Consider the following 23697-nt stretch of genomic DNA (forward strand, 5'->3'; position numbering starts at 1 on the left):
GCCGAGCGCCAAGGCAGTCATGACAAGCGCCTGGTCTGCAATGGTGGTGACCGTCAATCGAAGGCGCGGCCGAACTGTCGCGGCGGTCGCGGCTACGTATGTCGCCACACCGAATACAACGTATGCGAAAACCACACCCAGAGTGTCATACGCGGCGGCCGTGCGTTGGAGCGCGGCGACGGCGATATAGCCGATCAACACGACCGTGCCCAGGCATATCCGGAGGAGCGCCTGCTCCTTCTCAGGTTGTCCGCGAAAGACACCTAGAAACGTTTGCTCATGCCAACGCTGCGCGCCCGGCCGCTCCATGCCGTCTACCCGTCAATATTGTCTTTTGCAGCGGGCATTCTATCGCTTTTGCCGGCGACCAATGCTTCTTGCCGCTCTCTCCGTCCGCTTCCGAGGGTTGAACGGCCATTCCTGCCGCCGCGGCGACCGACACACATCCACGCTTGAAGCGGTACCAGCAAGCACCGGGTGCATGCTCAAATACCGGTTGGTCTTTTGAAACGCGCTGCTACACATTAGGCTGTGTTGTGCGGTATGGCGGCTTTCGCGCCTTGCCTGGTCGCAACAATCTGCGTTCCGCGACGACGCCCCCAACCCCGCGCAATGGGCTGTCCTTTTCGCTGGCGTATGCCGGCGCGGCACTCGTCGCGCCTCGGTCGCGGCCTTCCGCGTGGAACCGTGTTCTGCGCCCGCTGACGCTTGCACTATGGGTGCCGCTCGCGCTCGCGCTCGCCGCGTGGTGCGTGCCGATGGCCCACGCGGCCGGACCACTGCCGCAGGGCGGCGCCTTCGTCCGGGGCCAGGGCGCGATGACGAGCGGCACCACTTCGCTAACGATCGACCAGTCCTCGTCCCGCGGCGTGATCGACTGGCACAGCTTCTCGATCGGCAACGGCAACACCGTCGCCTTCAACAACGGGTCGGGCGCGACGCTGAACCGTGTCACGGGCGGCGATCCGTCATCGATTCTCGGCAAGCTCACCGCCACCGCGGCACACTCACAGCCATGTGAATGAGGGCAGATGTCGAATAACCTTTAGCGCGTGCAGCCAACCGACGTCAGGCACAGGTCGTTGCAAACCGGCCAGTTCTCGACGGAGAAGGGTAGCCATCACCTACATCGACTGCATTTCGCTGGCGCCTATGGCCTGGGACCTGGGGCCTCAATCAGCATCAGGTCGAAATCGGCTCACCTAATCCTGGCCCGCTTGCAAGTGTCGAGCGAGTGCATGCGAGCAGCTCGCCGTTGCAGTTCGAGCCGGATCGATTCTTTGGGAGACGGTGCGGAAGCAGGAAGGATATCGTCCCTTGATATCAACTCCATATGGTCTATATACAAGCAGAGTGATTGTTGAAACCGGCAAGGAATTGGGAATGGACGACGCTACTTTCGGGGAGCAATTAGCTCCAAATGGAGACGCCGGACTGCCTTGGTCAAGCAGCGTCACGGTGACGATGCGTGTGAACGGCCAGCCGCGGGCCGCTACGGTGAACCCGCGCGTCACGCTGCTGGACTGGTTGCGCGAAGACTCGGGTCTCAGCGGCGCCAAGAAGGGCTGTAATGAAGGCGCATGCGGCACCTGCACCGTGCTGGTCGACGGCAAGCGGATGAACAGTTGTCTGACGCTCGTCGTGCAATGTGACGGCTGCGAGGTCACGACTGTCGAAGGTCTGGCCGCCTCCGACGGGACGCTGCATCCGGTACAGCGGGCATTTATCGAGCACGATGCCTTTCAGTGCGGCTATTGCACGCCCGGGCAAATCGTCTCCGCGGTCGCCTGCATCGCTGAAGGGCACGCGACCGATGAGGCGAGCGTTCGCGAATGGATGAGCGGCAATCTGTGCCGCTGCTCTTGCTATCCGCAGATCGCGGCGGCTGTGCTCGATGCCGCCGGCGCGGCCGGGGACAAACGATGAAAAACTTCGAATACGCGCGTGGCGCAACCGCGCAACAGGTAGTCGCGTCGTTGGCGGCGGGCAACGTGGCGATCATCGCGGGCGGTACGGAGCTGCTCAACTGGATGCGGCTCGGCATCGCAGCGCCCGATCGCGTCATCGATGTCGCTGGACTCACAGGTCTCGTTCGTATTGTGCGCGAGCGTGACGATCTGGTGATCGGCGCGCTGACGGACCTGAACGTGATCGGTGAAGACGCGCTCGTCGGCGCCCACGCGAGCGCGCTGGCTCAAGCCTGTCTGCTCGCCGCCTCGGCGCAGGTGCGCAACCGCGCGACGCTCGGCGGCAATGTGATGCAAAAGACGCGATGCGCTTATTTTCGTTCGGAAGCGCCGTTGCCATGGGGCTGCAACAAGCGCAACCCCGGGTCGGGCTGCCCCGCGCGCAATGGCATCAACGAACGGCATGCAATTTTTGGCTGGACCGATGCATGCGTCGCGGTTCAACCGTCCGATCCGGCTGTGGCACTGGCTTGTCTGGATGCGACAGCTGAGGTCATCGGGCCGAACGGCGGTCGAATGATCAAGATGACGGAGTTCCACCTGACGCAGCAGGAAGCGGCCGGCATGGGCGGCGATGCCGCCCGGCTCGAGACGAGACTGGCTGCCGACGAAGTGATCGTCTCCTTTCACATACCCATCCGCGCGGACGCACGATCGGCCTACGTAAAAGTCCGCGAGCGCGCCAGCTACGAATATGCGCTGGTCTCGGCAGCCGCATCCGTGGAGCTCGATCGGGATCGCATCGTGTCGGCGCGCATTGCACTTGGCTCGGTGGCGCAACGTCCGTGGCGCCTTCCAGCCGCGGAGGTGGCGCTGGCCGGGCAGGCGCCGACCAGGGAAGTGGTCACGCCGATTGTCGACGCGGCAATGAGCGACGCCCGGCCGCTCGCTCACAATGGCTACAAGGTGACGATGGCGCGCAATGCCGCGGTGCGTGCGTTACTGACGGCAGCAGGGCGATCATGAGCATCGGCACGGCGGTCTCCCGCGTGGAAGGCCAGGCGAAGGTCACGGGACAGGCGAAATTCGCGGCTGACAACACGCCGCCCGGCACGCTTCATGCGGCGTTGGTCGGCGCGCCCGTCGCGTCGGGCCGGCTGATCGACGTGGATGCCACCGCGGCACTTACCTTACCGGGTGTGGTGCGGGTGCTTACCGCGCACGATATGCCGCGATTCGGTGCGGTTCAGCCGCCAGCGGCGGTGCTCGCACTGCCGTTGCAAAACGACGCGATTCGGTACGAAGGCGAGCCGGTCGCAATCGTGCTTGCGGAATCCATCGAGGCGGCGGAAGCCGGCCGCGATGCCGTGCTTGTCCGTTGCGAGCGCGACGACCCCGTCCTTCCCGGTGCCGCGACGCGCGAGCCGCCGCCCGAGCCACGCATGCTCGGCGACGATCTGGAGATGGGCGACGTCGATGCGATTTTCGGAACCGCACAGGCAAGCGTGGCGGCGACGTATATTCAAGCCGCGCGTCACCACAATGCGATGGAGACATCCGGCACCGTTGCGCGATTCGAGCATGGCAAGCTCACGCTGTGGGATGCGGTTCAGGCGAGCGAGAATGTGCCGCTTGTCGTAGCCGCGGCACTCGGCATGAGGCCGGACGACATTCACGTGATTGCACCGCACACGGGCGGCGGGTTCGGCTCGAAGGGATATGTGTGGCCGCACCAGATTCTTGCCGCCGCCGCGGCACGCGTCGCGGGGCGGCCCGTGAAGCTTCATCTGCGGCGTCACGATCAGTTCGTCTGCGTCGGCTATCAGCCGTGGGTGAAACAGGACATCAAGCTTGCGGCAACGGCGGACGGCCGGCTCAGCGCCATCGATCACGAAATCGTCAATTCGAGCGCGATTGCGGACACGCATCTGGAGCCCGCAAGCGAAGCAAGCAAGACGCTTTATGCGTCGCCCGCCATTCGCACCAAGCAGTGGCTGGAGCGGCGCAACATCAACGTGCCCACGCCAATGCGCGCGCCGGTGGAAGGTCCGGGACTATGGGCGCTCGAAAGCGCGATGGACGAACTCGCCGTGGCGCTGAAGATCGACCCGCTCGATCTACGACTGGCGAACTACGCCGAGGTCGATCCGCATACGAACAAGCCTTGGTCGTCAAAAAAGCTTCGCGAGGCGTATGAGGACGGCGCGCGGCTTTATGGCTGGCGCACGCGCGGTGAGACGCCACGACGAGACGGAGCGTGGCGCATCGGACATGGGATGGCGACGAGCTCAATGGGCAATTTCCGCTTTCCCGGCGGCGCGCGCGTGCGCCTGAGGTCCGACGGCACGGCGCTGATCGAGGCGAACACGCACGATATCGGCACCGGCACGCAGACGGTCTTTTGCCAGATCGCGGCCGAAGAGCTGGGCTTGCCGATCGACAACGTGTCGATTGTGTGGGGCGATACCGACCTTCACCCGGCGAGTCCCGTCTATGGATCGAGCGCCACGGGCAGCACGGGAAGCGCGATCGCACTGGCTTGCCGGGAAATCAACGCGAAGCTCGATGCGCTCGGCGGGAAAGACGTTCGCGCGAGCCTGCGGCGGGCTAATCTACCGGAGATGGTCGCGGACGGTGCGTTCACGCTTCCGGGTGGCGCCAGCTTCAGCGCGGACGGCGACGGTACGCCATACGCGATGCGGACGTGGGGTGCGATCTTTGTCGAAGTAGGCGTCGATCCCGAGCTTGGCCTCGTGCGCTTGCGCCGGGCGGTGGGTGCCTACTCCGCGGGCCGGATCATCAATCCGAAAACGGCGCGAAGCCAGATGACGGGCGCGATCATCTGGGGTTGGGGCAAGGCGACGATGGAAGAAAGCGTGCAGGAGCCCAATACCGGTGGCTGGCTCGCGAAGAATCTGTCGAACGTGGCGGTCCCGGTGAATGCGGACATTCCGCTCGATATCAAGATCCACTTCGTCAGTGAGTATGATCCGCATGCAAGTGCGATCGGTACCCGCGGCATCGGAGAACTCGGCGCGACCGGCGTGGATGCCGCAGTGGCCGCAGCCGTCTATGACGCCATTGGCTTGCGTGTGCGCGACCTGCCCATTTTGCCGGGCAAGATACTGGCAGGCCTTTCGAGTCAGCACGCCGCTGCGGGATAGCACCATCTGTGCCTTGTGTGACAACGCTCGCTGACATATTGCACCCGCACACCGGGAGTTACAGGTTTATTTCAGCGAGCGGATGTTCCCGCTGACCGGCGACCGGGAAGTGTTCCCACGGTTTTCCGCGATCCTGTACAGACTGTCGCGAGGCGCCTGCGAACGGCAGTTCACGAGCCCAATTGCGGCACATCGGCAAGTCGGGCATGTCCCGAAGTGCCCCCTCGGCAGATTGCTTTTCGCAGCAAGCCGGAAAAACGCTCAGTTCAGATCCTATACACCCGCTCCGCATTGTCGTGAAATAGCGCGCGCCGCTCGTCGGACGAAAATTCTTGCGTAATTTCCTTGAATGCATTGAATACGGCGTCATAGCTGCTAAACAGTTTGTCGACCGGGAAATTGCTCGCGAACATACAGCGGTTCGCCCCGAACGCTTCAATCGCGTGCAGCACGAACGGCCGGATGCTATCCACCGTCCATTTCCAGTCTCCCATGCCCAGTCCGGATATCTTGCAGAAAACGTTGGGAGCCGATGCGAGCGATTTCATGCCCTGCTTCCAGCCTTCGATTTCTTCCGGCATCCGGTCGACTGGCATGCCGGTGTGGTTGAGCACCATCAGCGTATCGGGAAACTCCCGTGCGAGAGACAAGGCCTCTTCCATCTGGGTGTAGTAGAGCTGCAGGTCGAACGACAGGTCGTAGCGCTTGAGCAACGCATAGCCTCGACGCCATTGCGGATCGCTCATCAGATTTGGGTTATCGATAAACGTCTTCACCGGATCGCGGTGGAAATTCAGACACTGACGGATGCCCCGCACGTTGGCGAATTGACAGTGTTCCTCGATCACAGCCTGCGTGTTCGGCGCGGCGAGGTCCGCGAATGCGACGATACCGTGCGGATAACCGTGAACATCGGCGACGCCCTGGAGCCAACGCGTCTCGGCGACAGGATCGTTGTGGTCATATTCGACCTGCAGGTGAACCGACTTCACGACGTTCTGGTTCCTGATGTCGGCGAGGAAATCGTCGATGAGATAGTCGCGGCGAATGGCCGAATAGTCACCGAATACGCGCTCCAGCATCGGCCCCTGCAGCCAGGGATAGTTACCGGTTTTGAGATCGTAGAGATGATGATGCGGGTCGATGATCGACAGATTGTCCATGATGTCTCCCGTTTAGAGTAAGCCGGAATGCGTTGCCGCTCGCGGCGTACGAACGTCAACGCCACAACCGCCATGCACTATTAGTAGTTGCCCGCCGAAGGCGGATAGACTCGCTTGACCGTCGCCTGTACCTCTGGCTTATCGATGGTCTCTTTCGTCACGAGCGGCTCCTTGAGCGCCAGTTCCTGGGTGGTCGGCTGATGGTTCAGTGCGTTGAAGACCTGCGTGGTCGCGTCGATTCCCTGCCCGACCGCCTCCTGCAGGAATATCCCCTGGATCGCGCCATCGCGCAGCAGCCTGATCGTCGTCGGACTGCCGTCGGCGGTCACGACGGCAACCTTGCCGACCATGCCGCGCGTTTGCAGCGCCTTCGCGGCGCCCGTAGCGGCTTCGTCGTACATGCCGTAGATCGCCTTGACGTCCGGATGCGCCGTCAGCACGTCGTTCGCCTGGGTGACCGCCTCGTTGACAGTCAGGCCGTGCGTCTCCAACACCTGGACGACTTCACACCCATCAGCCTTGAACGACTCCTGCGCGCCCTTCAAATACTTCTGCGCGTTCTCGCGATCCTGCGGCAGCGACAGCACTGCCACCTTGTTGCTGCCGCGCTCCTTCGCGAGCTTGCAGACATAGGCGCCCTCTGCCTTGCCGGTGTCGTAGTTATTGGCGGTGACCGCCGACGTATAGTCGGTCTGACCGGCTTGCGGCCCGATGCCGGTGAATGCGACCGGGACCGACTTCGACTTCAACAGACGCAGCACCGGCGGCGTGCTGGTCGAACTGACCGGCCCCATGACGATCGCGCTGACGCCGCGTGTCATCGCCGTGCGGACGTTGTCCATCTGCTTGGCCGGGGAATTCTCGGAGGTGAACTCGACGTAATCCATGCCGAGTTCCTTCGCTCGTTGCTTCACGCCGTAGGCCACCCACTGCCAGTACGAAATATCCAGTGACGGCGCGATGTACGCGACGGTCTGCCGGTCCGCCGCGAACGACATCTGCGACGCGAAGGCCATGCTGATCGCCAATGCCGATGCCCCGATCAACCGTCCAAGCGGACGGTCTGAAAACCTGCCGGCTGATTGCAACGTGTGCTTGTCCATCTCCGTCTCCTGAGCTGGCCCGCGCTTAACGCCGGGCTTTGGTAACGCGGTCGACGAGGACCGCAATGAGAATGACGACGCCTGTGACGGTGCCTTGCCAGAAGCTGTTGACACCGATAAGATTCGCGCCGTTCTGAATGATGGTGATCATGAGTGCGCCAAGCAGCGCGCCAATCGCAGAGCCTGTTCCGCCGAAGAGGCTCGCTCCGCCGATCACGACTGCCGCGATTGCCTGCAGCATCAGGCTCGAACCCGCGGTCGCTTCCGCATTGCTGATGTAGGACACGCTGACGATGCTCGCGAATGAAGCGAACAGTCCCGACAGCAGGTAGGCGCCCAGCCGCACGCGATTGACCGGGATGCCGATCACGCGGGCCGATGAACTGCTGCTGCCGATCGCATACAGCCACCGCCCCGCGACGACCTTGCGCAGGCAGTACTCGATCGCGACGAGCAGCAGCACGCACCACAGCGCGTAGTTCGGCAGGCCGGGAATCAGCGTTCCGGAATTCAGCAGGTAGTAGTTGGGATCTGAAATGGGCAGCGAATGACCATCTGTGACGATGAACGAGAGGCTTCCTGCGATTGCGTACGTGCTCAGCGTCACGACGAACGGCGCCAGCCCGACGAAGGTCACAAGCGCACCGTTGAGCGCGCCGATCACGATTCCGACCGACAGCCCCGCGAGACTGCTGACGATTGCGCCGTAACCGTGCGTCATGGCCAGACCCGTGACCATGCCGGTTAGCGAGAACACCGAGCCGACGGACAGATCGATCCCGCCCGTGATGATCACGAGCAGCACGCCGAACGCCATGATCACGAGCGGCGCGGCCGCTTGCGTCACATTGGAAATGTTGCCACCGGACAGCGCCGCCGGCACGATCATGCCGACCGCGAGTTCGATCACGACGATGGCGATCGCAATGGCGATCTCCGTGCGATACGTCGACAGCAAACGGCGCAATGCGCCGCCAGACTGGCGATGCTCGCCCGCGATCGGCTGAGTGACTGATTTCATGACTGTCTCCAGATAAATATCGTTCGTATGCAAAGCGGTCTAGGCAGCCATGCCGGTCGCGGCAGCCAGTTGCGTCTCGTTCACGTCGGCATGACGCAACACTTCGGTCGGCCTGCCGTCGAGGTCGAACGCAAGTACCGTGTCGCACAACTCGACGAGTTCGATGTATTCGGTTGACCACCAGACGATCGTCGTGCCCTGCTGCGCCATCCTGCGGATCAGCCCGTAGATTTCCCGCTTCGTGCGGATGTCTACGCCGCGTGTAGGTTCTTCGAGCACCAGCAGCCTGGGCCGCAGTAACAGCCAGCGGGCCACCAGCAGTTTCTGCTGGGTGCCGCCGCTGAGCGTTGCGGGCAAGTCCCACAGCGAGCCTGCGCGGATTTTCAGTGCGTCAAGTAGTTGGGTGCTTTGCTCGATCTCCGCGCGACCCACGACTTGGCGCCGCCCGACGACACGCGCAGCGGCGACGAGGTTGTCGACGATTGGCAGGGTAGCGAGGATGCCTTTGTTGGAGCGGTCGCCGGAGACAAAGCCGACACCGTCGCGTGCGCCGGCGGAGGGGTGGGCGTATCTCACGCGCGTGCCATCACGCGTGATGGCCCACGCTCCGGCGGGTGCGATACCGGTTAGCGCATCGATAAGCGACGATGGACCGACAGGTGCGCCAGCGAGGCCGACAATCGCGCCTTGGGGAACCTCGATCGCCACGCCATCACGTTCGATGCGAAGCACGCCGGCGGAGTGGGCCTTGGCGCCATCGTGAGGTTCCCGGTCGGCAAGCGGCGCGGCTTGTGTCAACTGCGCCGAGCCCGCTACGCTTTCCGCCGCGTCGTCGACCACGACGCTTTGTCCCATGCATTCAATGATTTCGCGGTCCGTGATCGCGCCGAGCGCGGCACGGTCGACCGCTGTCTTGCCATCGCGGATGATCGTGCAGACATCGGCTATCTGGCGGATCTCGCGCATTCGGTGCGAGACGAACAGCACAGCGAGCCCCGCGTCGGCGATCAACCGGCGTATCACCGAAAAGAGCCGGCCCGTTTCCGCCGCGGTCAGATTTGCAGTCGGCTCGTCGAGCAGCAGCAGCTTCGCCCCTGAGCCGAGCGCGCGGGCGATCTCCACCAGTTGGCGCTCATGCAGCGTCAGGCTGCTGACGAGCCGTCCTGCCGATTCGCGCGCGAAGTGAGGATCGATCAGTGAGAGCGCTTCGATGGCGATGGCCATCGAAGCCCGTTCGCTGTAGCGGGCGCACCCGCGCTGTAAGCGCGGCATGGCGATGTTCTCGGCGACGGATAGATGCGGCAGCAGCGCCAGTTCCTGATTGACCACGGCAATGGTGCCCGCGGCGACATGGCCGCCCACGGATGTGCCGATGTCCTGTCCGTCGAATTCGAGCGAGCCGCCGTCGCGGTCGAACTGGCCAGAGATGATTTTGATGAGCGTCGATTTGCCTGCGCCGTTGCCGCCCAGAAACGCGTGCACTTCGCCTGCGGCGATTGAAATATCAAAACCCTTCAACACGCTCGTGGGTCCGAAGCTTTTGACGATCGAACGCGCCGTCAGCAGAAAGGACGGATAATTCATCGCTGTCTCCTGCGCAGCTGTTGCGCTGCGCAATATATGTCTATGGTTTACCGCGGTGCTGCCGGTGCATTGACGCTGTCAGCATCAGGAAACTTCACGGCCCCGGGTTAAGCGGCTTGCCCACAGAATGGCAGTGCGGATGGCGTGCTAACAAGGCGGTTTCATTCAACTTCGACTGAAATAAATTTCACTATGCGCATCCCACCCGTGAAAGCTATCGTCGCTTTCGAGAGCGTGGCCCGAACCAGGAGTGTCAGCCGTGCATCCGAGGAACTTGGTCTGACCGCTTCGGCGGTGAGCCATCAGATCAGCAACCTCGAATCGATCATCGGCCAACCACTTTTCTATCGGTCGGGCCGGGGTCTCGTCCTGACACCGACAGGCGAGCGCTATCTGTCGGACGTGACGGGCTCTCTTGCTGATCTGAGCCGCGCGACCGAGCGCGCATCGAGCCGCGCCGACGTCGATATCCTGCGTGTGCATTCCAGCCCCAGCTTCGGGCTCATGTGGCTGTTGCCCAGGCTCGCGTCGTTTCAGGAAGCCAATGGCGATATCCAGTTGAATCTGGCCTGCTCGTATGAAGATGTATCGTTTACCAGTGGCTACTACGACATCGACTTGCGGCATGGCTATGCGAACTGGCGCGATCTCGAGGTCAGGACACTGCGCAATGAATTCATCGCGCCGCTCGCCTCGCCGAGATATCTGGAAAGCCATCCGGTCAGAACGCCGGAAGACCTTCTGGAGCATCGTCTGATCTATTCGGAGACGCCGCTCGTCCAGTGGAAGCAGTGGTTCGGACGCACCGGCGTGTCCGCTGCGCACAAGACTTTCGATTTCTCGTTTGACCGCTCGTACATGTCGCTCGAGACGGCCGCACTTGGCCTGGGCATTGCGTTAGAAAGCCTGATGCTCGCGTCGGTACGAATCAAGGAAGGTGCGCTCGTGCCGGTATTCGCTGATTCGCACTCTGTCGAAGTGGGCGCGCATCATCTGGTCTATCCGCCCCAGAACGCGGAGCTCCCACGCGTTGCGCGGTTCATCGCCTGGATCGAGCGGGAAATCGGTCACAGGGACCGTACGGCGTAATGACTGCGCCGATTCGGCATCAGGGTATTCCGGTACGTGCATGAGCATGCGGGTTGTTTCGGCGCGTCGACACAGCGACCCGGCATGCCTCGCGGGCTGGCAGCCGGTTACCTGAAAATTTCTCAAGCATAGTTGAGCGCCACGGTGTTGATGCGAGTGACCGCGTGCCGGACACTGCGTCATCAGATCAACACCCAGGAGACAATCATGCTGCTCGACAACAAGGTCGTTATCGTCACGGGCGCGGCTTCACCGCGCGGAATCGGCAAAGCCACCGCCAAAGCACTGGCCGAGCAAGGCGCACGCATTGTGATCCTCGACCTGCGCGAAGAAGACGCGAAGCAGGCCGCCGCCGATCTCGGCGAAGCCCACCTCGGGCTCGCCTGCGACGTCACCGACAAAGACGCTTGCGTGAAGGCCGCGAAGGCGACGCTCGAACGATACGGCCGCATCGACGGCCTCATCAACAACGCCGGCATCACGCAGCCGGTGCGCACACTAGACATCACCGCCGAGGGCTTCGACGCAATCGTCGACGTCAATCTGCGCGGCACGCTCTATATGTCGCAAGCCGTATTGCCGGCGATGAAAGAGCAGAAAGGCGGCAGCATCGTATGCATGTCGTCGGTGTCGGCGCAACGCGGCGGTGGTATTTTCGGCGGCCCCCATTACAGCGCCGCGAAGGCCGGCGTACTCGGTCTCGCCCGTGCGATGGCGCGAGAGTTCGGTCCCGACAGCATTCGCATCAACTCGATCACGCCCGGTCTGATCCAGACCGACATTACCGGCGACAAACTCACCGCGGAGATGCGCGTGGACATCATCAAAGGCATTCCGCTTGGCCGGCTTGGCGATGCTGCCGATGTCGCAAACGCGTGCCTCTTTCTGGTGAGCGATCTGTCAACGTATCTCACCGGCATCACGCTCGACGTGAACGGCGGCATGCTTATTCATTGACTGACACCATGCGCCCGAGAGAGGGCGCTGAATTCCAGGTACCCGGGCCAACCCGGGGCCAGTGGATGGAGACAAAACATGAAATCCAAGAATACCGCTTCGCCCATCGAAGGCGGCGTGTTGCCCCTTGCCGACTCGCCCAGCTTCGAATCGAAGACCTACGCGAAAGTAAGCCGTCGGCTCATCCCATTCCTCATGCTGTGCTACCTTGGCGCATATCTCGATCGGGTCAACGTCGGCTTCGCGAAGCTTCAGATGCTCAACGATCTGCGCTTTAGCGAGACGGTCTACGGCATGGGCGCAGGCATCTTCTTTCTCGGCTATTTTCTGTTCGAAGTGCCGAGCAACCTCGTCCTTCACCGTGTCGGCGCGCGCAAATGGCTCGCGCGAATCATGCTCACGTGGGCGGTGATTTCCGCGAGCTTCGTTTTTGTGAAATCACCGACGGCGTTCTACGTGTTGCGATTTCTGCTGGGCGTCGCTGAAGCGGGCTTCGCACCTGGCGTAATTCTCTATCTGACCTACTGGTTTCCGGCTGCCCGCCGAGCGAAGGCGCTCTCGCTGTTTTTTATGGCGATTCCGCTGGCCGGCATAATCGGCGGCCCGCTTTCGGGCTGGATTTTGCACTCGCTGCATGGCACGCTGGATATGGCCGGCTGGAAATGGCTGTTCCTGCTCGAAGCGTTGCCCTCGCTCGTGCTCGGTATAGCGATCCTGCTGTATCTCGATGACAGCATTGTCAAGGCAAAGTGGCTCACCGAATCGGAAAAGACCCTGCTCGCACGCAATGTCGCGAGCGATAACGCGCATAAGATCGCCCACATCTCGGTCAGATCGTTCATCGGGGACCGTCGCTTGTGGCTGATGGCCGCGATCTACTTCTGCGTCGTGCTCGGCCAGTACGGTCTGACGTTCTGGCTGCCGACGATCATCCGCAAGTCCGGCGTTGCCGATCCGCTGTGGGTGGGACTGTTCACTGCGATCCCGTATCTGTGCGCCATCATCGCGCTGCCCTTGATCGGCATGAGCGCTGACCGTCGCCGCGAGCGCCGGCTACACCTGGCGATTCCCATGCTGGTCGCCGCCGCGGGCTTCGCCGTATTGCCCACGCTCGGCAGCATCCCCGCCTCGATCGTCTGTTTGAGTATCGCGGCAGCAGGCATCCTCGCCTCGTCGTCGCAGTTCTGGTCGTTGCCGACAGCCTTGCTAGGCGGCATGTCTGCCGCAGCCGGAATAGCTGCCGTGAACTGCGTCGCCAATCTCGCCGGCTTCTTTTCTCCAGCGATCGTGGGCTGGCTGAACGACCTGACAGGTAAGTCAACAGCGGGGCTGATCTTCATCTCGACCGCTATCACGCTCGGTGCCTGCCTTGTCTTCCTGGTGCCCGCTAAAACCGTGAACCGCTGAACCTCCTTCACCCATTCCGACTGATCACAGGAGACGACATGAACAGTCCATCCAATGCCTCGACGGCATCGCTTGCCGAGCACGCTTACCGTATCCGCAGAAACGCCCTGTTGATGGGCGAAGTCCAGGGACAAGGCTACATCGGGCAGGCGCTCGACATCGCCGATGTGCTGGCCGTTGCTTACTTTGGCGCGATGCGCTATCGCCCCGAAGACCCTGAGTGGGAAGAGCGCGACCGCTTCCTGTTGTCCAACGGACATTACGCAATCGCGCTGTATGCGGCGCTGCTCGAAGCAGGCATTCTGCCGGCCGAAGAGCTAGAAACCTACGGCAGCGACGATAGCCGCTTGCCGATGTCCGGCATGGCCAGCTATACGCCTGGCATGGAGATGTCCGGTGGTTCGCTCGGCCACGGCCTGACCATCGCGGTCGGACGGTGCCTCGGACTCAAGCGCAAGCATTCTGCTTCGTTCGTGTACACGCTGTTCTCTGACGGCGAACTGGATGAAGGCGCGATCTGGGAAGGCATCATGTCGGCAAGCCACTGGAAGCTCGACAACCTGATCGCGGTGGTCGACGTGAACAACCAGCAGGCCGACGGCCCGTCCACGCAGATCATGGCGTTCGAGCCGCTTGTCGAAAAACTGGAGGCGTTCGGCTGGTTCACGCAACGCGTCGACGGCAACGATATTGCCGCCGTGGCCGCTGCGTTCGACGCGGCCCGCGCGCATCCCATTGCGCAACCGCGCATGATCATCGCCGATACACGCATGGGTTGCGGCGTGCCGTTTCTCGAAGAACGCGAGAAGAACCACTTTATCCGCGTCGATGCCCACGAATGGCAATTGGCGCTGCAGGCACTCGAAGCAGGGAGACAAGCATGAGCAACGCAACGACAAGCAAGCCGCGCCTGAAGACCTCGGCCATGATCGCCTCGATCGCTGGCGAAGGACAGATCACGCGTTCGGCGCCTTTCGGCCACGCACTGGTGGAATTGGCACGGCAGAACACGAACGTCGTCGGCATGACGGCCGACCTCGGCAAGTACACCGACCTGCACATTTTCGCCAGGGAGTTTCCCGAGCGCTACTACCAGATGGGCATGGCGGAGCAATTGCTGATGGGCGCGGCGGCCGGCCTTGCGCACGAGGGCGCGCAACCGTTCGTCACGACCTATGCGGTATTCGCTACGCGCCGCGCCTATGACTTCATGCATCAGGCCATCGCCGAGGACAACCTCGACGTCAAGATCGTCTGCGCATTGCCGGGTCTGACTACTGGCTATGGTCCGAGCCACCAGGCGGCTGAAGATATCGCGTTGATGCGCGCGATGCCGAACATGACGGTGATCGACCCGTGCGATGCGCTCGATATCGAACAGATGGTGCCGGCGATTTCCGCACATAAAGGACCGGTGTACGCGCGCCTGCTTCGCGGCAACGTACCTGCTGTGCTCGACGAATACGACTACACCTTCGAACTCGGCAAAGCGAAGATGCTGCGCGACGGCGCCGACGTGCTGATCATCTCCTCCGGCATCATGACGATGCGCGCACTTGAAGCGGCGAAGGCGTTTGAAAAAGATCGGATCGACGTGGGCGTGCTGCACGTACCCACCGTCAAGCCGCTCGACACCGAGACGATTCTCCGCGAAGCGAAGCGATCGGGTCGGCCCGTGGTGGTAGCGGAGAATCACACGGTAATTGGCGGTCTCGGCGAAGCGGTGGCGGCGGAACTGATGCGCGCGGGCGTGTCCTGTCCGTTCCGGCAGGTGGGACTGCCGGATGCGTTCCTTGCTGCCGGTGCGTTACCTACGCTCCATGACCGCTACGGAATTTCCACGTCGACGATGGTTGAGGCGATCAAGCGGTGGTTGGTCTGAGGCAAGGCACTCGCCGTCAGACGGGTGACTCGGAATCAGGGGAAATTCGCGGCTGCCGAGGTGCGAATGTCCGGAAAGCAAGCTGTAACTGCCTCAGAAACGCAAGCGCGTGTCAGCGCCTTCTATCGGTTGAATGAGACAGCACACGGGGAGCGGCGATACGTTACGTGCCTACGCCTGCCGCGCTGTCGGCGCCGCCGTCCGGCACCTGTATGTAGTCGTCCTGCGAAAGGTCCCTTATTCAGGCTCCGTCGTTGGCTCCGCACGCTCCGACACATCATTCCCCTTCGCGTGCATGCACTCCAGGTACGCGAGATCGTATCTTTGCTGCACGTTCAGTTGTGCCCGCGGCACGTGGGCGTCGCTCGCGGCGCGCGTGTCGACACCGCTCGCCAGCTGCTCCCTCGCATACTGTTTGCACTGCGCATCGTCCCGCAGAAAAACGGTGAATGGCTTGTCGCGCCCCGGCTTCACGGCTACCGCCGGCCCTATGGGCTGCGACACGCATCCGGCGGCAACCGAGCAGGCCGTCACGGCAATCTTGATTCGACAAAGAATACTCACGGCGTCCGTCCCTATCCGAGGCTATCAAGATAGCAGCGTCCCGACGGAGAGGAAGTAAAGGGTAATAAGGTCGACATGCATGCTCTCGCTTGCCTGATAACTTCGCGAAATGGGGATTCCCTACGACGGGTTAACGGCGAGCGGCCCGACGTCTTAAGGGCGACGCAAATCCCGCGCGGCGTTACGATATCTGCGTTCAACCGACAGCCGATTCCTTCCGCTCGACCGCCGCCCCATGGAACTGAAGCAGATCCAGTATTTCATCGCTCTCTTCGAGGAGGGCACCGTGACCCGCGCGGCCAAGCGGCTGAACATCGCGCAGCCCGCGCTCAGCATGCAGATTTCGAAGCTCGAAGCCGAAGTGCGGCAGACACTTTTCGCGCGCGGCCCGCATGGCATGGCTCCGACCGAAGCGGCGCGGCTCATGTACCGCCTCTACACGCCGATCATGCGCGACATCGAACATGCCCGCGAGCATCTGAGCCGGCGCGATGTCATCGTGACGGGACGCGTGTCGCTCGGGATGGTGTCGTCAGAGGCGCAAAGCGTGCTGCCCGAATCGCTCGCACGGTTCGACGCCCTTTTTCCGCAAGTCGAAGTGTCCGTCGCGGACGGCTTCAGCGCGCAACTCATCGACGCCGTCGAAGCGGGCCGACTCGATGCCGCGATCATCAACAAGCCGCGCGGGCGGCTCACGCTCGACGTGGAGCCGCTGCTGGTGGAAGAAATGGTGCTGGTGACGAGCGCGGCGCACGGGCCGGATCTGCCGGAGACGATGCATCTGGTCACGCAGTCCGGTATCGAATTTGTGCTCCCCACGCGCCGCAACGGACTGCGCGGCGCGCTCGACGCCGCCTTGATGGCCGCCGACGTCGTCATTCAGCCGAAGTTCGAGATCGATCTGCTCAGCACCATCGTGCAGTTCGTCGAGCAGAGCAGCATCGCGACGATCCTGCCGCGCGTCGTGGTGCAGGCGAAGGTGGACGAAGGCCTGCTGCGGGCGCGCACGATCGACTCGCCGCCGATCGTGCGTCACATCATTCAGGTCACGCACCCGAAGCGGCCGATCGGGCCGGCGGCGCAAGCGCTCATTGCGATCATCACCGAGGAGATCCGGCGCGTGACCACTGGCGCGCGGGCTTAGTGAAAACTCAACCGCCGCTCGGGCTCATCGGTTCACGCGCGCTGCACGACGCATCGCTGCGCGTGCCGAACAGCGTGTCGCAGATCGGGAACGTGAGGTTGAAGTTCTGCGTCGCCATAAGTTCGGGATCGTGATGCGTGACGTGCAGGCGCCGGACTGTGTTGATGAGCGGCACACGGTCGAGAAACGGGCTGTCCGTCACATGCGAAAGCGTGTGCAGCCCTTCGTACATCAGATAGTACGCGGCCATGCAGCACATAGCGGTGCGCGGCCCATTCCGCCCAGTTGCCGAACAGAAAGAGCGGCACGACCGCGAGCCATTCCGCGAACGTCGGCGCATGAAGCTGCGCGGCGCAATAGACGATCACCGCCGTCGTGAAAATGAGCGTGAAGCCGAGATGCATCTCTCCGCGATACCACCACGGCGTCGCCTGCACATATTCGTCGCGAAACTTGTAGGATCGCGCGCGAATGTCGTCGTCATACTTCATGATGAGCGTCTCCTTTTTCTATCGGACGATGCGCGGGCGCGCTCTTCGGCGCGCCCGCCGATGCTTGCATGCTTCAGGACGGATTGCGCGCCGCCCCGTTTTCGAGCTTGCCGAGCGTCTCGGGCACGACGAACGCGCCGATCAGGAAGATCACGCTGATCGCGCCGACGAAGATCGCGAGCGTCGACGGCAACTGGCTCGCATCCTTCGCGACGAGCGAGACGAAGGTCGGCATCATCCCGCCGATCGCGAAGCCGATGTTCCATGAAAGACCCGTCCCGGTCGCGCGGATCGCAGTCGGAAAGCGCTCGTTCAGGAAGATCAGGATCGGCGCATAGCCCGCGCTGCCGAGCGCGGAGAGCAGCACCGCGTACACGCCGATCATCGTGATGTTCTGCGCGGTCGGCAGCAGCACGAAGAGCGCAGGCAGCGCGACCAGCCGGATGAGGCCGAGCCACACGAACGCGCTCTTGCGCCCGATGAACGTGCTCAGATGCCCCGCCGCAACGGAGGCGACGACCACCGCCACGCTGCAGATCATCAGGATCGCGGCGGCCGCGCCGTTCGGCACGTGGCTCACGACCTTGAGGAAGGTCGGCAGATAGCCCGACGTGAGGTAATAGCCGCTGCCGCCACCGATGGTCAGCAGCAGGTTCACGAACAGCACCTTGCGATAGTCCCGCGAGAACAGCGTGCGAACCGGCGAGCGCACCACTTCCACCTGCCCGCTCTTGACCTGCGCGGCGGCCTTGGCGGCCTTCTCGGCGGCGAGCTTCTTCCAGAGCGGCGATTCTTCCAGGCTATTGAATACGAAGAGGCCGAGCAGCGAACTCAGGATGCCGGTAAAGAACATGCAGCGCCAGCCCCAGACGTCGAAGAGATCGCCGGGAAAAAGCGACGACATCGCGAGATACGTGAGCGACGCGAGCAGTGCGCCAAGGCCCGCGCCACCGCCGCCGATCAGCCCCGAAACCGCGCCGCGATACTTCGGCGCGACGGATTCCGTGCCGATAGTATGCGTCGAAGCCACCACGCCGCCGACAAACACGCCCTGCACGAGGCGCAGCAGCATAAACAGGACCGGCGCGACGAGGCCCACCTGCGCGACCGTCGGCAGCATGCCGAAGGCCGCCGTCGAGAGGCCAACGCCAACGACCGCGACGATCATCGCCCCCTTGCGGCCATGACGGTCCGCGTAGGAGCCGAAAAGCGCGGAACCGAGCGGGCGCATCAGCAGCGTCACCGCGAACGACGCATAGACCGCCGCGAGCGAGAGCATCGCGTGCTCGGATGGGAAGAACAGACGCCCGACCACCGGCGCCACGTACAACAACACGAACAGGTCGAACAGATCGAGCGCCCAACCCATGCACGAGGCCACGACTGCGCCCATGACCTGGCGCTGATTGACGTGAAGCGCGGCGGCACCTTCTTGCGCTGCTACGGACATTTGCATCTCCTTGTATGTCACTGGGCCGTCTTTCGATCGCCCCCGTGTCGCAGGCACGTTGGTCTTTTGGCGTGCTCTTGTCGAGGTTAAAAAATCGTCAGTGCGCGGCGGCGAGCGGCGGCGCAGCGGAGTCGCTGGATGCGCCCGATGCCAAGCTCGCGCGTCGCTGCGCGACCATCGCGTGGGCGATCTTCTCGGCGATCATGATGGTCGGTATGTTGGTGTTGGCCGAAGGCAGTCTCGGCATCAGCGATGCATCGACCACGCGCAGTCCCTGCGCGCCGTGCACGCGCCCTTCGGTATCCGTGACGGCGTCGCGATCCTGCGCGCCGCCCATGCGGCATGTGCCGCTCGCATGCCACACGCCGAACACGTTCGCGCGGATGAAGTCGGCAAGCGCGCGGTCGTCGGCCAGGAGCGCGGCCATGTCCAGCCCGCGCGTGAAGAAGCGTTCGATCAGAAAACGACGCAGCGGCGCGGGCGTATCGAGCAGCGTGCCGAGCATCGAAGTCAAAAGCGCGTTGCGCTCGCCGACCTGGCTCAACGCCTTGACGCGCGGAGAAAACGCCGCTGGAAAGAAGTCGCGCGGATCGCGTCCGAGCCCCGACGCCTCGACCACGCTCGCGAGCATCCGCACGCCGGTAGCGAGCCGTTGCAGATCGCGTTCGTCGTCGAGCAGATTCAGGTCGACACGCGCAGCGGCGGTGGTGTCGGCGGATACGAGCTGCACGCGGCCGCGCGAGTACGGCCGGTTGCACCACAGGAAGAAAAGGCCCAGCCGGTTGCCCAGCTCGTGCCATGCCGCGCGCGTCGCGCTCGACAGATACAGGTCCGACTCGTCGCAGCCCGCGACGCCGGAGCTCATGCGCGCGGCCATCATGCTGGCGCGGCGTCGCGCGAGCGGCATGCGAAAGCGCGGTTCGAGAAAATGACAGAACGTGAGCGACGGATGATCCTGCAGATTGCGCCCGACGCCCGGCCGATCCACCGCACACGCGATGCCGAGCGCCGCGAGTTCGCGGGCATCGCCGATACCCGCGCGCATCAGCAGCGCAGGCGACTGCAGAGCGCCCGCGCTCAGCACGACTTCGCCCGCCTCGAAACGCACGCGCTCGCCGCTTTGCGCCAGCGCGATCACGCCGCGCGCCGCCGCGCCTTCCATCACGATGTGCTCGACGCGAAGGTTCGAATACACCGTGAGATTCGGGCGCTTGCGCGTGGCTTCGTCGAGATAGGCGAGGGCCGTGGACACGCGCTTGTCGTCGATGTTCGAGAACGCGCCGGGGAAAAAGCCGTCGCCAAATTCGCCGTTCTGATCCTGCAATTGCGCGACGCCATTCGCGCGCAAGCCCTTGGCGAACGCATCGCAGAACGGCGGCCAGTCTTTCGGCATGATGCGGCGAATCGGCACGGGGCCGTCGCTGCCGTGCAGTTCGCCGCCCGGAAAGTTGACGTCGCGTTCCAGCTTGCGAAAGTACGGCAGCACGTCACGCCACGCCCAGCCATCGGCGCCGTTCGCAGCCCACTCGTCGTAGTCGCGCGGCAGGCCACGATTGGCCGATTGCACGTTGATGCTCGACCCGCCGCCCATCACGCGGCCCTGCTCGTAGACGCGCGGCGCGGCGTCCCTGGTGGCTTTCGCCTTCAGGTCCGGCCAGATGTAGGTCTCGCCACAGAAGACGGGCATCGGATAGCTGTCGAGGATGGCGGCGGGCACCGCGCCCGGCGGCGTATCGGCGCCTGCTTCGATCAGCGCGACGCGCAGCGACGGCACGGCCGACAGCCGATGCGCCAACACGCATCCCGCAGAGCCGCCGCCCACGATTACGTAATCGAAGCGTTCCATCCTCTGTCTCCTGTTCTTCTGCGACGCTGCTTATCAACTTCCGCGAAACACCGGCTTGCGCTTACCATGGAACGCCTCGACGCCCTCGCGGAAATCGTCCGATGTGCGCAGCCGGCTATAGCAATGCCCTTCAAGTTCAATAGCAATGGAAAGCGGCGCATCTTCCGAATCGTTCAGCAGCTTCTTCGCGGTGCGCTGAGCGAGCGGTGAGAACGCGCGCAGTTCGTCGACGAGCGCATCGGTGGCGGTTTCCAGTTCCGTGTCGGCCACGCAGTCCACCGCAATGCCCCACTCGTAAGCCTGCTTCCCCGGAATGCGGCGCGAGCGCATCACGATGTCCTTCGTCCGGCCGATGCCGACCATCGCCTGAAGACGAGCCGAGCCGCCCGAGCCGGGAATCTGCCCGAGCTTTTGCTCCGGCAGCGCATAGAAGGTCGTTTCGGTGACGATGCGGAAATCGCAAGCCAGCGACAGCTCGAACCCCACGCCGAAGCAGAAGCCGCGATTGGCCGCGATCACCGGCTTCGAGCAACGGGCGGGCGCCGCGATATTCCACGCGAGCTTCGACACGTGCTCCGGCGACGCTTCCAGAAAGCCCTTGATGTCACCGCCGCTCGAAAAGTGCTCGCCCGTCGCGCGCACGACGATCACGCGCACGCGCTCGTCGTCGTCCAGCGCTTCGAAGACGAGGCGCAACTGGTCGCGCGCGCGCATCGAAATGACATTCAACGGCGGCCGATGCAGGATGATGTCGGCGCGCTCGCGTTCGGCGTCGATCTCGACCGAGAAGCCGTCGAGTCCTTGCAGCAGCGTCTGGCCGCGATGGTTCAAATCGCTCATATCGGGTTACTCCTTTGTGGTCTGTGTGGGTTGAACGTTGCCGTCGGATGCGTATTCGCCCGCCGAGAGCTTGCGGCGCAGAATCTTGCCGACCGGCGACTTCGGAATATCGTCGACGAACACGTAGTCGCGCGGGCGCTTGAAGTTGACGAGGTCGGACTGGCGGCACCAGGCGTCGAGCGCCTCGGCATCGACGTATTCGCGGCGCTTGATGAACGCGACCACGCGCTGGCCCCAGCGCTCGTCCTTGACGCCCGCGACCGCGACTTCATCGACGGCCGGATGCAGCGAGAGCACCGATTCGATATCCACCGGCGAGATGTTTTCGCCGCCGCTGATGATCATGTCGTCGACGCGGCCGGTCACGTACAAATCGCCGTCGCGGTCGAAATAGCCGGTGTCGCCGGTGAAATACCAGCCCTCGCGCAGCGACTTCGCGTTCGCGTCCGGGCGGTTCCAGTAGCCTTCGAATGCTTCGTCGCCGAGCAGGTCCGCGATGATCTGGCCTTCCTCGCCGGCCTGTGCGATCTCATCGGGCGACACGGCGTCGAGCTTCACGACGCGCAGCCGCGTGTTCACGCCCGCGCGCCCGGCGCTGCCCGGCTTGCGCGTCGCGTCCTGATCGATGCTGACCGTGTAGACCTCGGACGAACCGTAGTGATTGACGAAGATCTCCGGCTCGAACGCAGCCGACAGGCGCTTGAGCAAACCATCGTTCATCGGCGCACCCGCGAAGCCTAGCTTTCTGACCGACGACGTATCGGTGCTGGCGAACGCGCTGTCCGCGAGCAGATCGTGATAAAGCGTCGGCACGAGATAGAGGCACGTGAGCGCGTACTTCGCGATGGATTCGAGCGCGAGCTTCGCGTTCCAGCGACGCACGCAGACGAAGACGCCATCGACGAGCGCCATCGAAAGCAGCGAGCGCACGCCCATCGTGTGATAAAGCGGCATCACGCCGAGCGTGCGTTCGCCGCGCCGGTACAGGTTCTGCGCGACGTGCGCGAGCGCGCCGGCGCGTTCATGCCGATGACGGCGCGGGACACCCTTCGGCTTGCCGGTCGTGCCGGAGGTGTAGAGGATCAGCGAGATATCGTCGGCGGTGGCGTGCGTCGTCTCGCCGGTGCGCGTGCGTTCCGCGAGCAGCGCGTCGAAGGCCATCGTGCGGCCGGGGGCGTCGTCCAGACCGATGCGCGGCACGTGCTGCGCGGCGGCGCTTTCCACGACGGCATCGGCGCAAACGGGTTCGTAGACGATCGCCTTCACGCCCGCATCCGTCACGCAGTACTCGACTTCCTCCGGCTTCGCGCGCCAGTTGAGCGGCACGATCACGATGCCCGAGAATTGCCCCGCCCAGTGCAGCGTCGCCATTTCCCAGCGGTTTTGCAGCACGACGAGCAACCGGTCGCCGCGTTGCAGCCCGAGTTCGCGCAGGGCATCGGCGACATTCAGAATCATGCGATGCCACTGCGAATAGGTCAGTTGCATGTCGCCATCGACGAGCGCGAGCGCGTTCGGGCTGCGCTCGACGCTTTGCAGAAACGTGCGGCCGAGATCAAGCATGTTCGGCCTCCTTCTTGCCGCGCGCCTCGACCTGACGACGCGCTGCCACATCGAGCACGGCCGCGACGATCGGCGTATAGCCGGTACAGCGGCAGATATGGCCCGAGAGCATGTCGCGCACCTGATCCTCGGTCGGATTCGGCACGCGCTGCAGATAGTCCGCACATGACATCAGAATGCCCGCCGTGCAGAAGCCACATTGCAGCGCGTGATGGCGCTGGAACGCCTGCTGCAAATCGCCGAGCGTCTGGTCGGGCGCAAGACCTTCGACTGTGTCGATGCGCCGCGCATCGGCCTGCACCGCGAGCATCAGGCACGAGCGCGCCGCGACGCCATCCACGTGCACCGTGCATGCGCCGCACACGCCATGCTCGCAGCCGACATGCGTGCCGGTCGCGCCCAGTTCGTGGCGGATGAAATCCGACAGCAGTTCGCGCGGCTCGCAATGGCCGCTGCGTTCGCGGCCATTGAGCGTCAGCGTGATGCGCCGCTGCTCCCCTTGCCGCATGATGTTGTCCGATG

At 63.4% G+C, this 23697-nt stretch carries 20 protein-coding genes and 1 pseudogene; 10 read left to right on the plus strand and 11 right to left on the minus strand.

Annotation, left to right across the window (positions count from 1 at the left end; translation table 11 throughout):
• A pseudogene (locus HDG34_RS38695) lies at positions 1-309 on the minus strand (GGDEF domain-containing protein); the annotation flags it as partial.
• Between the two features lie 251 nt (positions 310-560).
• On the opposite strand from HDG34_RS38695, the gene HDG34_RS39885 reads away from it, so the two are divergent.
• The 4 genes from HDG34_RS39885 (at position 561) to HDG34_RS25475 (ending at position 5071) form a co-directional block, all read left to right on the plus strand.
• Positions 561-1025 carry a filamentous hemagglutinin N-terminal domain-containing protein gene (locus HDG34_RS39885; protein WP_311734743.1) on the plus strand — a complete coding sequence of 155 codons (465 nt, stop codon included), beginning with the start codon at positions 561-563 and terminating at the stop codon, positions 1023-1025.
• Positions 1026-1383: 358 nt separating this feature from the next.
• Positions 1384-1926: a (2Fe-2S)-binding protein gene (locus tag HDG34_RS25465; protein ID WP_184063127.1), complete on the plus strand. Its 543-nt coding sequence runs from the start codon at positions 1384-1386 to the stop codon at positions 1924-1926.
• Positions 1923-2933 carry a xanthine dehydrogenase family protein subunit M gene (locus HDG34_RS25470; RefSeq protein ID WP_184063129.1) on the plus strand — a complete coding sequence of 337 codons (1011 nt, stop codon included), beginning with the start codon at positions 1923-1925 and terminating at the stop codon, positions 2931-2933. The genes HDG34_RS25465 and HDG34_RS25470 overlap by 4 nt, the downstream gene beginning before the upstream one ends.
• Positions 2930-5071 (plus strand): xanthine dehydrogenase family protein molybdopterin-binding subunit, encoded by a 2142-nt coding sequence (locus HDG34_RS25475; protein ID WP_184063131.1) that lies wholly within the window; start codon positions 2930-2932, stop codon positions 5069-5071. The genes HDG34_RS25470 and HDG34_RS25475 overlap by 4 nt, the downstream gene beginning before the upstream one ends.
• Before the next feature lie 266 nt (positions 5072-5337).
• Here the strand turns inward: HDG34_RS25475 and HDG34_RS25480 are convergent, their stop codons facing one another.
• From HDG34_RS25480 to HDG34_RS25495, 4 genes are all read right to left on the minus strand, one after another.
• Positions 5338-6225 (minus strand): amidohydrolase, encoded by an 888-nt coding sequence (locus HDG34_RS25480; protein ID WP_221309263.1) that lies wholly within the window; start codon positions 6223-6225, stop codon positions 5338-5340.
• Positions 6226-6314: 89 nt separating this feature from the next.
• Positions 6315-7337 (minus strand): substrate-binding domain-containing protein, encoded by a 1023-nt coding sequence (locus HDG34_RS25485; RefSeq protein ID WP_184063135.1) that lies wholly within the window; start codon positions 7335-7337, stop codon positions 6315-6317.
• 25 nt (positions 7338-7362) lie between these two features.
• The gene (locus HDG34_RS25490) at positions 7363-8358 is read right to left on the minus strand and encodes an ABC transporter permease (RefSeq protein ID WP_184063137.1); all 996 of its coding nucleotides are present in this window, start codon (positions 8356-8358) and stop codon (positions 7363-7365) included.
• Between the two features lie 39 nt (positions 8359-8397).
• A complete protein-coding gene (locus HDG34_RS25495; RefSeq protein WP_311734752.1) occupies positions 8398-9879 on the minus strand; it encodes a sugar ABC transporter ATP-binding protein in 1482 nt (493 codons plus the stop codon).
• A 255-nt stretch (positions 9880-10134) separates the two neighbouring features.
• Between HDG34_RS25495 and HDG34_RS25500 the strand changes: the two genes are divergently transcribed.
• The 6 genes from HDG34_RS25500 to HDG34_RS25525 all read left to right on the plus strand — a co-directional run bounded on the left by HDG34_RS25500 (position 10135) and on the right by HDG34_RS25525 (position 16985).
• Positions 10135-11031 (plus strand): LysR substrate-binding domain-containing protein, encoded by an 897-nt coding sequence (locus HDG34_RS25500; protein WP_184063141.1) that lies wholly within the window; start codon positions 10135-10137, stop codon positions 11029-11031.
• A 207-nt stretch (positions 11032-11238) separates the two neighbouring features.
• Positions 11239-11988 carry an SDR family NAD(P)-dependent oxidoreductase gene (locus HDG34_RS25505; RefSeq protein ID WP_184063143.1) on the plus strand — a complete coding sequence of 250 codons (750 nt, stop codon included), beginning with the start codon at positions 11239-11241 and terminating at the stop codon, positions 11986-11988.
• Between the two features lie 78 nt (positions 11989-12066).
• Positions 12067-13395 (plus strand): MFS transporter, encoded by a 1329-nt coding sequence (locus tag HDG34_RS25510; RefSeq protein WP_184063145.1) that lies wholly within the window; start codon positions 12067-12069, stop codon positions 13393-13395.
• 38 nt (positions 13396-13433) lie between these two features.
• Positions 13434-14279: a transketolase gene (locus HDG34_RS25515; RefSeq protein ID WP_184063147.1), complete on the plus strand. Its 846-nt coding sequence runs from the start codon at positions 13434-13436 to the stop codon at positions 14277-14279.
• Positions 14276-15277 (plus strand): transketolase family protein, encoded by a 1002-nt coding sequence (locus tag HDG34_RS25520; RefSeq protein ID WP_184063149.1) that lies wholly within the window; start codon positions 14276-14278, stop codon positions 15275-15277. The genes HDG34_RS25515 and HDG34_RS25520 overlap by 4 nt, the downstream gene beginning before the upstream one ends.
• Positions 15278-16076: 799 nt before the next feature.
• The gene (locus HDG34_RS25525) at positions 16077-16985 is read left to right on the plus strand and encodes a LysR family transcriptional regulator (protein ID WP_184063151.1); all 909 of its coding nucleotides are present in this window, start codon (positions 16077-16079) and stop codon (positions 16983-16985) included.
• Positions 16986-16992: 7 nt separating this feature from the next.
• Here HDG34_RS25525 and HDG34_RS39450 read toward each other — a convergent pair whose 3' ends face one another.
• The 6 genes from HDG34_RS39450 to HDG34_RS25555 form a co-directional block, all read right to left on the minus strand.
• Positions 16993-17235, minus strand: coding sequence for a hypothetical protein (locus HDG34_RS39450; RefSeq protein ID WP_260321338.1), 243 nt, complete (start codon positions 17233-17235; stop codon positions 16993-16995).
• Between the two features lie 314 nt (positions 17236-17549).
• Positions 17550-18926 carry an MFS transporter gene (locus tag HDG34_RS25535; RefSeq protein WP_184063153.1) on the minus strand — a complete coding sequence of 459 codons (1377 nt, stop codon included), beginning with the start codon at positions 18924-18926 and terminating at the stop codon, positions 17550-17552.
• A 97-nt stretch (positions 18927-19023) separates the two neighbouring features.
• A complete protein-coding gene (locus HDG34_RS25540; protein ID WP_184063155.1) occupies positions 19024-20772 on the minus strand; it encodes a GMC family oxidoreductase in 1749 nt (582 codons plus the stop codon).
• 33 nt (positions 20773-20805) lie between these two features.
• Entirely contained in the window at positions 20806-21612 is an 807-nt protein-coding gene (locus HDG34_RS25545) for an enoyl-CoA hydratase/isomerase family protein (RefSeq protein ID WP_184063157.1), read from the minus strand.
• A 6-nt stretch (positions 21613-21618) separates the two neighbouring features.
• Complete coding sequence (locus tag HDG34_RS25550; RefSeq protein ID WP_184063159.1) at positions 21619-23175, minus strand: AMP-binding protein; 1557 nt, start codon at positions 23173-23175, stop codon at positions 21619-21621.
• Complete coding sequence (locus tag HDG34_RS25555) at positions 23168-23683, minus strand: (2Fe-2S)-binding protein (protein WP_260321345.1); 516 nt, start codon at positions 23681-23683, stop codon at positions 23168-23170. Before HDG34_RS25555 ends, HDG34_RS25550 begins: the two co-directional genes overlap by 8 nt.
• Between the last annotated feature and the right edge of the window lie 14 nt (positions 23684-23697).

This window comes from Paraburkholderia sp. HC6.4b, from assembly GCF_014200875.1.
Taxonomy (GTDB): domain Bacteria; phylum Pseudomonadota; class Gammaproteobacteria; order Burkholderiales; family Burkholderiaceae; genus Paraburkholderia; species Paraburkholderia tuberum.

Bases quoted from the DNA above. Each gene is read 5' to 3' on its own strand.
- HDG34_RS25465 (WP_184063127.1), top strand. From the start codon at position 1,384: ATGGACGACGCTACTTTCGGGGAGCAATTAGCTCCAAATGGAGACGCC.
- HDG34_RS25470 (WP_184063129.1), top strand. From the start codon at position 1,923: ATGAAAAACTTCGAATACGCGCGTGGCGCAACCGCGCAACAGGTAGTC.
- HDG34_RS25475 (WP_184063131.1), top strand. From the start codon at position 2,930: ATGAGCATCGGCACGGCGGTCTCCCGCGTGGAAGGCCAGGCGAAGGTC.
- HDG34_RS25485 (WP_184063135.1), bottom strand. From the start codon at position 7,337: ATGGACAAGCACACGTTGCAATCAGCCGGCAGGTTTTCAGACCGTCCG.
- HDG34_RS25490 (WP_184063137.1), bottom strand. From the start codon at position 8,358: ATGAAATCAGTCACTCAGCCGATCGCGGGCGAGCATCGCCAGTCTGGC.
- HDG34_RS25500 (WP_184063141.1), top strand. From the start codon at position 10,135: ATGCGCATCCCACCCGTGAAAGCTATCGTCGCTTTCGAGAGCGTGGCC.
- HDG34_RS25505 (WP_184063143.1), top strand. From the start codon at position 11,239: ATGCTGCTCGACAACAAGGTCGTTATCGTCACGGGCGCGGCTTCACCG.
- HDG34_RS25510 (WP_184063145.1), top strand. From the start codon at position 12,067: ATGAAATCCAAGAATACCGCTTCGCCCATCGAAGGCGGCGTGTTGCCC.
- HDG34_RS25515 (WP_184063147.1), top strand. From the start codon at position 13,434: ATGAACAGTCCATCCAATGCCTCGACGGCATCGCTTGCCGAGCACGCT.
- HDG34_RS25520 (WP_184063149.1), top strand. From the start codon at position 14,276: ATGAGCAACGCAACGACAAGCAAGCCGCGCCTGAAGACCTCGGCCATG.
- HDG34_RS25525 (WP_184063151.1), top strand. From the start codon at position 16,077: ATGGAACTGAAGCAGATCCAGTATTTCATCGCTCTCTTCGAGGAGGGC.
- HDG34_RS39450 (WP_260321338.1), bottom strand. From the start codon at position 17,235: ATGGCCGCGTACTATCTGATGTACGAAGGGCTGCACACGCTTTCGCAT.
- HDG34_RS25535 (WP_184063153.1), bottom strand. From the start codon at position 18,926: ATGTCCGTAGCAGCGCAAGAAGGTGCCGCCGCGCTTCACGTCAATCAG.
- HDG34_RS25540 (WP_184063155.1), bottom strand. From the start codon at position 20,772: ATGGAACGCTTCGATTACGTAATCGTGGGCGGCGGCTCTGCGGGATGC.
- HDG34_RS25545 (WP_184063157.1), bottom strand. From the start codon at position 21,612: ATGAGCGATTTGAACCATCGCGGCCAGACGCTGCTGCAAGGACTCGAC.
- HDG34_RS25550 (WP_184063159.1), bottom strand. From the start codon at position 23,175: ATGCTTGATCTCGGCCGCACGTTTCTGCAAAGCGTCGAGCGCAGCCCG.
- HDG34_RS25555 (WP_260321345.1), bottom strand. From the start codon at position 23,683: ATGCGGCAAGGGGAGCAGCGGCGCATCACGCTGACGCTCAATGGCCGC.